Origin of the sequence: Sulfitobacter sp. HI0129, from assembly GCF_001635395.1 — a bacterium.
Lineage (GTDB): Bacteria > Pseudomonadota > Alphaproteobacteria > Rhodobacterales > Rhodobacteraceae > Sulfitobacter.
The window spans coordinates 1-3,816 of sequence record NZ_LWGH01000528.1 but is presented as its reverse complement, the minus strand read 5'-3'; the positions used below and the strand labels follow the sequence as shown (position 1 = coordinate 3,816).

General features: G+C 57.9%; 8 protein-coding genes. All 8 read right to left on the bottom strand.

All coding sequences use genetic code 11. From position 1 onward, the window contains the following. Positions 1 to 159 precede the first annotated feature (159 nt). Complete coding sequence (locus tag A3764_RS14450) at positions 160 to 723, bottom strand: hypothetical protein (RefSeq protein ID WP_067922493.1); 564 nt, start codon at positions 721 to 723, stop codon at positions 160 to 162. Between the two features lie 21 nt (positions 724 to 744). Then, complete coding sequence (locus A3764_RS14445; protein WP_067922490.1) at positions 745 to 1,098, bottom strand: hypothetical protein; 354 nt, start codon at positions 1,096 to 1,098, stop codon at positions 745 to 747. Next, positions 1,095 to 1,376 carry a hypothetical protein gene (locus A3764_RS14440; RefSeq protein ID WP_067922489.1) on the bottom strand — a complete coding sequence of 94 codons (282 nt, stop codon included), beginning with the start codon at positions 1,374 to 1,376 and terminating at the stop codon, positions 1,095 to 1,097. The genes A3764_RS14445 and A3764_RS14440 overlap by 4 nt, the downstream gene beginning before the upstream one ends. Before the next feature lie 12 nt (positions 1,377 to 1,388). Then, positions 1,389 to 1,754 carry a DUF968 domain-containing protein gene (locus tag A3764_RS14435; RefSeq protein ID WP_067922486.1) on the bottom strand — a complete coding sequence of 122 codons (366 nt, stop codon included), beginning with the start codon at positions 1,752 to 1,754 and terminating at the stop codon, positions 1,389 to 1,391. 274 nt (positions 1,755 to 2,028) lie between these two features. Further along, positions 2,029 to 2,424 (bottom strand): recombination protein NinB, encoded by a 396-nt coding sequence (locus tag A3764_RS14430; protein ID WP_067922483.1) that lies wholly within the window; start codon positions 2,422 to 2,424, stop codon positions 2,029 to 2,031. Then, entirely contained in the window at positions 2,424 to 3,059 is a 636-nt protein-coding gene (locus A3764_RS14425) for an RAD52 family DNA repair protein (protein WP_067922480.1), read from the bottom strand. Before A3764_RS14425 ends, A3764_RS14430 begins: the two co-directional genes overlap by 1 nt. Then, on the bottom strand, positions 3,059 to 3,556 hold the full coding sequence (locus A3764_RS14420) for a siphovirus Gp157 family protein (RefSeq protein WP_067922477.1): 498 nt from the start codon (positions 3,554 to 3,556) through the stop codon (positions 3,059 to 3,061). The genes A3764_RS14425 and A3764_RS14420 overlap by 1 nt, the downstream gene beginning before the upstream one ends. After that, positions 3,553 to 3,741 (bottom strand): hypothetical protein, encoded by a 189-nt coding sequence (locus A3764_RS24730; protein ID WP_067922474.1) that lies wholly within the window; start codon positions 3,739 to 3,741, stop codon positions 3,553 to 3,555. The genes A3764_RS14420 and A3764_RS24730 overlap by 4 nt, the downstream gene beginning before the upstream one ends. Positions 3,742 to 3,816: the final 75 nt, after the last annotated feature.

Sequence of the window (3,816 nt, the reverse complement as noted above, 5' to 3'; positions counted from 1 at the left end):
CCATGCCATCCTCTGTAGTTTCAACTTCGACGAGCCCGCCGCCTTCTGCTGTATCCGTGTTGATCTTCATGGGTGCCTCCGTTGTTATCTGTGACCCCGCCGGACTCATGGGACGTGGGGTTGTTCCGGCGGGGGTGCCTGCGGGATGCAGGCGGGGGGTTAGTAAGGTTTTTCGACCTTGCCTTGGTCTTGGAGGCTTTTTACGCGGAACAAATCTTTCAACATTTTGTCCATTTGCTCAGCCATTTGGTTGCGCAATCCGTCTTTCAGAGCGCCGGTGATATTTGTCGCAGCCGTTTTCATCGTTTCGCTGAAGTCTTCTGCGCATATTTTTGTCATGAGGTATTCAGCACGACTTATGCTTGAATAAGTACTTTCAGTGGGCTTCCCGGATCTATCCACCCTTTCAGACCAATATGATGAGACAAGCCGTTCGAGTTCTTTAGAAATCGAAGTCTTTTGGCCCTTCAGGTTTCCCCATTGATCAACCTTCGAATACTCGCGCTCGAAGCCTTCGGTGATTGCTTTATCGAGCGCGTCCTCAATCATGGCGGTGGCGCGCTCGGCAAAAATGCGGTCGATCCGGCTTTCAACACTAATTCTAATATCGTCTTGAATCCTGTCAAAGCGCTCACCCCCATTTTCGTCGGGCTGTGAAAGAAGTTGGTCGGCAGCCTCTTTGACAACCAGTTTCTCAAGTTTCTTTGGATCAATATCAAACATCTGTATTCTCCTATGTGGGGGTTATGCTGCGGTATCATCGAGGCGCTTGGCCTCTGTGGCGTCGATCCGGTCGAGCAACTCGAACAGGGTTGTGGCTATGAGAATGCGGTCCTCGCACTTGCCATGCCAAAACCCGCCCTCGTAGACCTCCCACTCACGGTCGCCGCGATAGAACAGAAATCCGTCGCGCTGGATCACCTCAGAGGCCCGCTCGAAGGTTCTCGCCAGTTCCTTCGCTACGTGGGGCGGCATGTGCATTTCGACCTCCTGCCCGCTGTCGTCCTCGAAATACACGGTTCCGCATTTCTTGCCGTTTAAGGTGTACCCAGTAGCGGTCGCTCCGGTGATGTTGTGCAGTCCTACGCTCAGACTCATGCCTCACCTGCAGATTTGTGATCAGCGGATATGAGCGCGGCGGAGTTTCCCGCCTCAATCGCGGTAACAGCCGCAACGAATTCGCTCACATTGCGTTGCGCGTTGGCGGCTATTTCTTCGGCGCATAAGTCCAGCATCCGGCGCATCGTTTCATCGGATAGAACGCACTCAACGGTAGATTCTTCGCTGGACAGCTTAACAACTGCTTTCAGCGGGTTATCAGGGCCAAGAGCGAGATAGGAACGGGCGGGGCGGATGGTCAGTTCAGTGAGTTTCATTGCGATATCTCCTCAGTTCAGTTCGCCTGCCAGCATGTCGGCAACGACGGGCAGGAATTGATAGTCAGGGCCGTTCCGGTCGCGCCATGCTTGCTTGGCGGTGTGGATGGCGTTGGGGTGCGGGTGGCGATGACACTCAACGCAGAGAGGCAGAACGGCGAAGTCGCTGCGCTTGTCGGTGCCGTAGCGATCGTGGATACAGTGGTGCGCATCGCTAGGGCCGGGCTTGCCGCAGATCACGCAGGGCAGGGCCTTCACGCGCTTCATGTGGAGCATACCGGCGCGGCCCTCGGCGCTCTGACGCTTGGCGGCGCGCTTCTTGGATACGGGCCGGATGCGGGTCTTGGCCTTGAGCGGGGTGCGGCGGAGAAGGCTCATGCTGACCTCCGAAGGTGTTCTGGCTGCTCACCTTTGCCAACTCGCCCATCCGCCCAGTCCGATAGCGACGTTGCGAAGAAACAGGGTGTTCCAGAGCGGTAGACCTCCACCCTTGCAGAGGGGGCATAACCGGCAGCGATCATGTCTTTGCACAGAAGGCTGATAATATTGCCGTCTCCTGTACGCTCTATTCCCTCGCATCTCGCTCGGTTTATTGGTCGCCACTCCTTCGCGTTGCGCTGCTTTCGTATTGTGTCAAGTTCGATCCGGAGGCTCATGCTGCGTTCTCCCGTGGGTCTGTCCACTGGACGCCATGACGGTCGCCGTATTCCTGAATGACCGTGATCAGGTCTGCCATCTGGCGCTTCGTCAGGCGCGATGAGCGAAAGCCTACCGGGAACGGGCCTGAGCCATCCAAGCCTTCCGCAAACTGGACCTGATGGCCTAGGCTATGAAGAAACGCGGCCTTCCATGTGTCTGTGGTCCAGTTGCGCCCCTCGGGTTTTGTGCGGGCAATGTCGGACAGCATGGCCCACATTCTGGCGTTCTGGTCGAGATTGCGGGTTGCCTCGCGGATGTTCACTACCGCATCAGCCGGGGCGCGATTGATCAGGTCATGCGCATACCGGCGCTGCTTGTCACCGCAGAGGATTATGGTCTGACCGGCCATCACGCGGCGTCCTTCTGCGAGAGTTTGGTTTTTGCCGCCGCGAAAGATGCCTTCACGGCAACGAAATCGGCGTCGGTCAGAAGGGCGAGAGTTTCCTTTTCAGCGTTCCAAAGATCGGACAGATCGTCAGCGGAAGTGCGGTTTGCGATGGCCTTCTCTAGCCGCCCTTTCGCGCCTGCGCTGTTGAATAGTGGATCATCACGCCCAACATTCGCGCGGCTCTTGTCGTAGAGCGCCAACCCGAAAGGATTGCCGAAGGTCCGAAGGGCGCGCTTCAAGGCATCGGTGACAGCCTCCTTTGTGGCTCCCTCTATGGCATCCCCGATTTGCTTGGCAAAGCCGCTCCCGAAGCCAACGTCTTCGCGCACCACGTCGCCAACATTCAGGGTGACAATGCAGGTATAGGCCGCTTGCCATTGATCTTCGCCCTTGCCATTTTTCGCTTTCTCCACGCTGTCCTTGGCCAAGGACTTGATCGTGTAGGACCATTCCCCATAGCCGAAGATGCGGTTGGCCTCTGCAATGGCGTGCCAGCCCTCGATGTAATCACCCTTGGGCCCAAACTTGGAGGGGGGCTTGACGTGGGTCGGGTCCAGCTTCTTTTCGAGTTCCGGTGTGACTTCGCTCCAGTCCATCACTTCATCCTCACGGTCAGGCCGGGATCGCCAGTGACCAATTCGGCCCCCGGCACGTCCTCCCCGGCGTCCAGTTGCTTTTTGATCGCGGACATGTCGGGCTTGATGGTGGTGACGCAAAGCTGAGACGGGATGCAGGTCTCATCGAACACCTTCGCCGTCACGCGAGGCTTGGTGCGCGATACCGTCGCCAGCGGGTGAGCCACCTTCTGTTGCCCGGTCGCATCGAGGATCAGGCCGAGCGCCTTGGTGATGCCAGCAGCGCGCGCGTCCAGCACTTTCTTGCGCTCGGAATAGCGATCAGCCATGGCCTTGTTCGCGAGGGCGAACTCTTGCGCTTCCACGCGGCGCTGGATCAAGGCCCCGATGATATCCATTGCGTCGGTTTCTCCATCAAGACTGTCCCAGAAGGTATCGGGGTCGAAGTCGTCGCCCAGCATCTCGGTCAGTTCCTCGGATACGCGGGTGATCAGGGGGATATCGGCACGAAGGTTCATCGCTGGTTCCCTTTCATTGCACATGCTTCGGAAATGGTCTCGCGCATCAGCGTGAGTGCGCGCGTGGGGATGAATGGCTCATCTCCCCCGATGGGATGGGCGCGAAAGTCCTCGGCAAACTTGCGTTCGATCTGTTCGCGTATCTCGCGCGGGGTGGGGTGCCTGCTGACTGCTGTATCGCTCATGCCGCATCCCCCATTGCTTTACGGTAGGCAGAGAGGGTGGCGCGCGCCTTGTTCGCGGTGGCAATCCCATAAGGG

Coding starts and splice junctions, on each gene's coding strand:
- A3764_RS14450 (WP_067922493.1), bottom strand. CDS start 723: ATGTTTGATATTGATCCAAAGAAACTTGAGAAACTGGTTGTCAAAGAG.
- A3764_RS14445 (WP_067922490.1), bottom strand. CDS start 1,098: ATGAGTCTGAGCGTAGGACTGCACAACATCACCGGAGCGACCGCTACT.
- A3764_RS14440 (WP_067922489.1), bottom strand. CDS start 1,376: ATGAAACTCACTGAACTGACCATCCGCCCCGCCCGTTCCTATCTCGCT.
- A3764_RS24730 (WP_067922474.1), bottom strand. CDS start 3,741: ATGAGCGATACAGCAGTCAGCAGGCACCCCACCCCGCGCGAGATACGC.
- A3764_RS14430 (WP_067922483.1), bottom strand. CDS start 2,424: ATGGCCGGTCAGACCATAATCCTCTGCGGTGACAAGCAGCGCCGGTAT.
- A3764_RS14420 (WP_067922477.1), bottom strand. CDS start 3,556: ATGAACCTTCGTGCCGATATCCCCCTGATCACCCGCGTATCCGAGGAA.
- A3764_RS14435 (WP_067922486.1), bottom strand. CDS start 1,754: ATGAGCCTTCTCCGCCGCACCCCGCTCAAGGCCAAGACCCGCATCCGG.
- A3764_RS14425 (WP_067922480.1), bottom strand. CDS start 3,059: ATGGACTGGAGCGAAGTCACACCGGAACTCGAAAAGAAGCTGGACCCG.